5 protein-coding genes are annotated in these 5,912 nt (G+C 21.1%); all 5 read right to left on the bottom strand.

The window, feature by feature from the left end; genetic code table 11:
• Positions 1 to 1,418: lipopolysaccharide biosynthesis protein (locus GBZ86_RS11655; RefSeq protein ID WP_152890864.1), on the bottom strand; the 1,418-nt coding region annotated here is incomplete at its 3' end.
• Positions 1,419 to 1,453: 35 nt separating this feature from the next.
• Positions 1,454 to 2,722, bottom strand: coding sequence for an O-antigen ligase family protein (locus GBZ86_RS11650; RefSeq protein ID WP_152890862.1), 1,269 nt, complete (start codon positions 2,720 to 2,722; stop codon positions 1,454 to 1,456).
• Positions 2,715 to 3,848 carry a glycosyltransferase gene (locus GBZ86_RS11645; protein ID WP_152890860.1) on the bottom strand — a complete coding sequence of 378 codons (1,134 nt, stop codon included), beginning with the start codon at positions 3,846 to 3,848 and terminating at the stop codon, positions 2,715 to 2,717. The genes GBZ86_RS11650 and GBZ86_RS11645 overlap by 8 nt, the downstream gene beginning before the upstream one ends.
• A 10-nt stretch (positions 3,849 to 3,858) precedes the next feature.
• The gene (locus GBZ86_RS11640) at positions 3,859 to 4,887 is read right to left on the bottom strand and encodes a glycosyltransferase family 2 protein (RefSeq protein ID WP_152890858.1); all 1,029 of its coding nucleotides are present in this window, start codon (positions 4,885 to 4,887) and stop codon (positions 3,859 to 3,861) included.
• A 3-nt stretch (positions 4,888 to 4,890) separates the two neighbouring features.
• On the bottom strand, positions 4,891 to 5,898 hold the full coding sequence (locus GBZ86_RS11635) for a glycosyltransferase (protein ID WP_170272229.1): 1,008 nt from the start codon (positions 5,896 to 5,898) through the stop codon (positions 4,891 to 4,893).
• Positions 5,899 to 5,912: the final 14 nt, after the last annotated feature.

Below are 5,912 nucleotides of genomic sequence, written 5' to 3'. Positions count from 1 at the left end.
ATATTACATAAACAATTGATTATAAACATAATTATTCCATTATATCCTTTGATAATATTAGTAATAAAAAAAGTTGTACTTAATGAAATTAAGGCTATACAACAATATTTAAAATACATTTTAAAATATTCAAATAAACTTATTTTAAATATATATTTGTATATTATTTTAGGCTTTACCCAAAATACAACTGAAATATTACTTATTAATGTACCTAAAATTACACCTGGCAATCCAATTATTTTAACTAATATAATTGATGTAATTAAATTAATTATTCCCTCAAATAAAGGAGCATACCTATCTTCATAATATAATCCTGCACCTTCTTTAAATCTATCTACTGGAATTCTCATAAGTCTAAAATAAAAATTAATCATTAATATTGAAACAGTAAACAAATTTAAAATTTGTGATTTTCCTAGCCATATATTCACAAATTGATTAATTGTATTAAATAAAGACACTGTAATAAATGATACAACCCAAAAACTCAGAAAAAATAATCTTTTAAAAACTTTATAAGATAGCTTATCATTTTTCTCAACTAAAAGATTTCCAATACTAGGAGTAACTGCATTCATAAAACTAGATATAATACTTTCAAAACCCATCATAACCATATTATAACTATCAAACCTAGAAACTGCTGCTAAATTTACAAATGAAGATATAACTATATTATCTGTACCAAATACTGCTACGCCTCCTATTTTATGAAGAAATAATGCTTTGATATTCTTTGACAAATTATTTTTATCATTAAATTTAATATATCCATTTACATCCTTTAACCAATTGAATGATTTATCAATATAATAATTTATAGCTATGTAATATATTAAATTTATTACTATTTGAATTAATATGTATATATATAAATTAGAATATATGTTTAAAAAAATTATTTGCAACATTGCTATAATTAATTTTGATACAGTTGTTGCTATTGAAACTTTATATCCTTGTTGAGCAACATTTAATATACTTAATTTATATGAAAATAAATAACTTATACAAGTATTTATTAAAAATAATATAAAATATAATCTAACATCTACTATATTTATATTATCATTTATAAATACTCCTAAAAAAGGAAGGGCAATTATACCTAAACATAGTACTATACCACCAATAAGCATATAACATTTTTTATAAAACTTTAAATATCCTACAACTTTTTTATATTCCTTATTTGCAAAAGGTTCATATAAAGAAAAAATTATTGCAGCGCCTACACCCATTTCTACTATTGATAAATAACCGATTATATTAGTAAATAATGAAATTAATCCTAATAATTCATTTCCTAACCTGTCTAAAAATACTTTTCTAACAACAAACATGGGAATAAATGCTATAAAATAACAAACAACACTTACTATTCCATTTTTAGCTGCTTTTTTTGTTCTCATATATTCACCTCATATTTTATAATATTTAAATAAAACTAAGTATAAATCTGAATTTCCTTATTTATTTCACATACCTCTTCAGTACTATTTAATTTTATATCTAAAAATCTATCTAACATAATAAATGGTAACCAAAAACAAACAGACATTGGATTTCCTACTGCAAATAAAAATGATTCTGAAATAGCATTAATTAATAAAACTAAACAAATTAAAAATAATATTTTAACAAATTTATTATCTGTGCTATTTAATTTTGCTTTTTTATATTTTATAGAATTTATATAAAAGCCACATAAAAAAAATAAAATATAAAATATAGTTCCACAAATTCCATTCTCAATTAAAATAACCAAATATGAATTATGAAATCCCCAAATTAATCCCTTATTTAATTTATAAATATTATAATATGAAGCACTATTTCCCCAACCTAGTAATGGCTTTTGTTTAAAAAATATAAACGCCTGTTCCCAAACTATATCTCTAGAAAATCCTGTAGCTGCATTTCCTGCTTGACTATCTAATAATCTTTTAAGTGCTGGAATCTCTATATGTTTACATAAAAAAAATATTAAAATTAAAAGTGCTAATTCAATAAGTAAAGCTTTAATTTTATTACCTATATTATTTTGCTTAAATATTATAAAAGGTAAACTAAAAAGTATAATTCCCAAACAAACTATAGCTGTTCTTGAGCCTGTAGCTATAGAAACTGTAATATTGCTAACAAATAAAATAATTATAAAAAATTTAGATTTTTTACTATTAATGAACATCCAAATTAAACATATTAATGAAACTGAAGATATTGTAGCTAAATAATTTTTATTTCCATACATACCATGAAATTTTCCTAGCTCTGAAAGGTTAAATATAAACATAACAAACTGTACTAAAATTAAAAAAATTACAATTACAGAAAATTTCTTAAAATCTTTTTTAATATATTCACAATTTACTTTTTTTCTATAATAATATAAAAATAATGAAGTTATAAATAAAATAAAAGATCCAAATCTAAAAAATCCAGTAAAAAATACCTGTGGATTAATACATAAAGAAATAATGGTAGGAAAAATTAAAAAATTATAATAAGAAGGCCATATTTTCAATTCATTTTTTTCCTTAATCATAGGCATTAAACCTATTATCCCTAATATAAAACACCCAATCCATCTCAGAACTTCTCCTTTAGGTAAACTTAAAGAGGTTCCTACTGTAAAATAAAAACATAAAAATATAATAAAAAATATAGAATCAATTTTCTTTTCTTTTTTTCTTACTTTTAAAACTTTATGCATCTAATTCACTTTCTCCATTAATAATTAATTTATTAAAGTAATCTATATGTATGTTTGCCATATTTTCTATTGTATATTTTTTAACTTTTTTCAAATTATTTATACACATATTCTTTCTCAATTCTTCATTATTTAATATTTGTCCTATCCTATCACTTAATTTTTTTATATTATTTGCTGGAACTATAAATCCATTACTGCAATCTTCTATTAACTCTAAACCTGCAACGCATTTATCTGTTGTTATTACTGGTAACCCGTAAGACATAGCTTCATTAATTACAAGCCCCCATATATCTTTTCTTGTAGGATGTACAAATAAATCTGCTAGCATATAGTATTCTTTTAATACGGTAGGATCTATAAATTCTTTTAATTCTATATTCTTCAAATTATATTTTTTTATTAACTTATAATATCTATCTTTTTCTTCACCTCCACCAATAATAAGCAAATAATATTCTTCTTTAATATTTCTTAATGATTCTATTAAAATATCAAATCCTTTTAAATATATGAACCGACCTACAGCTAAAACTATTTTTTTATTTTTAGGTAATTTATGTTTTTCTTTTAATTCAGCTTTTTTTCTTTCATCAATTAAATTATTTAAAATATCATTTTCCATTAATGAAGTAAATGGATATCTACATATATTATTTTTATTAGCACCATATTTTAGATAATATTTATCATGATTTTCACCTGTACTAAACCATACTACTGCATTTTTATTCAAATGCGTTTTTATTTTTTCTTTAAATCCATTTCCACTTTTTGCAATAGCACCATCTCCTTCTATAATAAAAGGAATTTTTTTTATATTTAAAATTTCAATAGCCAGCATTCCTGTTAAAGTCGATACATTACTAATAACAATAATGTCATACACTCCTTTTTTTAAATATTTTACTACTTCAATGCATATAGCAGTATCTACTCCTGTATTTATTCCTTTCATTACTATTCCATTAAAATTTTGAAATTTATAATCTCTCCAACTTTCATTTCGTTCATATGAAAATGCTCTCTCAAATAATACTGTTAATTCACATTTTGAACCAAGCTCCGAAAAAAATTTCATTCTATAAGGAGATGGAATATTAGTAATCCATAAAACTTTCAATAAAATTCACCTACTTTAAAATCCTTTTTGCCACTCTATATAATTTTGCTTTTACATATAAATGAAAACATAATCTGTTTATATTTTTCTCGGCAATGAGTTTTACTAAGTTATCTTTATTATACAAATTATAACCTCTATAATTTATATAATAAATTACCTTTTCATTGCTTATAATATTTTGTATATAATTTTTCTTTTTTTCATATGATATATCTACATTTAAATAATATAATAAGAACATAATATTTTTACAATAATTTAAAAACCATTCATGTAATAATTCTTTATTATTATCATAAAACTTGATATTTTCCATTATAATTTCTTTTTCTTTTTGAACATAAAGTAAATTCTCAAAAATATTAAAATTAAATCTTTTGGTTAAACTATTATTAATAACTCTATAGTAATATAGACATTTATTAATTGAGCTATAAATATTAACATAAACACAATATTGCATTATAAATAAATAATCTTCCAATACTATACTTTTAAATCTTATATTATTATTATTTATAATATCTAGCCTAAATAGTTTGTCCCATAATACCATGCCAATTTTCCCATTTACTATATTATTTTTAACAAAATTATTTATAAACTCTTCTTTATTGCATATTTCTTCTTTATAATTCAATATTGATTTTAATTTGCCATTTTCATATATATTAAAATGATTACATGAAACCAAATCACTATAATTATTTTCTGCATTATTAAATAAAGTTTCTAACATATTATTACTTATATAATCATCGCTATCTATAAAAGCTATATATTTTCCTTTCGCTTTATTTATTCCTATATTTCTACTTTTAGAAACTCCTTTATTTTCTTGATGTATTACTTCTATTCTATTATCCTTATTTTTATATTTATCACATATTTCACTACTCTTATCTTTTGAACCATCATCAATTAAAATTATTTGAATTTCTTTAATTGTTTGATTAACAATAGACTCAATGCATTGCTCTAAATACATTTCTACATTATATACTGGAACTATTACTGATATTTTAATTTTCGTCATAAACTATCCTCTATTCACAATAAAACTATTCTTTAAATTATATATAAAATTTAATGTTTTAGGTGATTTTGAAAAAATAAAATTTTGTATCTTAATTCTATTATTAGGGTATTTATACTTTGAAATATAATCATTCCATAAGATATTTTTATTAACTTTTTTTATTATGATATTTTTATCTTCTTTATTCATCCTAACCCATAAACTAGATAAATGATAATATGATTGTGATATAACCATATACATATATATTTTATTTTCTTTAATACTGTTTAAATTAACTACATAATTAATCATAGAATTTATTATTTCTATAGAATCAATTCCTTTTTTTAAATTTGGTACATTAGTAGTACTACCTTTTCTACAAGGTCTATAATAATAAAAAGGAAATCTAATTTTCATAAATCTATTCTTATTAACTGTTAATAGTTTCAAAGTATATTCTTGATCTTCATAAAATCTTCCTTCTAAAAATTCAATTTTATTATTTATTAAAAAATCTCTTTTTATAAAATTTAGCCAAGTAACTATGTCATATGAATTATTATTTATGCTTTCTTTTATATATTGTATTCCTTCAATAACTTTATTTTCACTTGGTATTTTTCTAAAATTCTTATTTTTATTTATTATTTCTTTTTCATTTAATAAATCCCCATGTACAATATCTAAATCATATTTCTTAGCTATATTATACATTTTTTTACACATATCTAATGAAACATAATCATCACTATCTATAAATATTACATATTCTCCAATAGCATTTTTCAATCCTCTATTACGTGCTACACTTTGTCCCATATTTTTTTGATGAATTACTTTTACTCTTTTATCTAATAAAGAATACTTATTACATATATCTCCACTACTATCAGTTGATCCATCATTAATTAAAATTATTTCTATATTATAAAGAGTTTGCTTTCTAAGAGAATTTATACATTCTTCTAAATAATCTTTAACATTATATACTGGAACAATAATAGAAACTTTTATTTTATTCATGTTAATCATCACCT

The sequence above is a fragment of the Clostridium tarantellae genome, assembly GCF_009295725.1.
Taxonomy (GTDB): Bacteria; Bacillota; Clostridia; order Clostridiales; family Clostridiaceae; genus Sarcina; species Sarcina tarantellae.
This window is presented reverse-complemented; position numbering and strand designations above follow the sequence as displayed.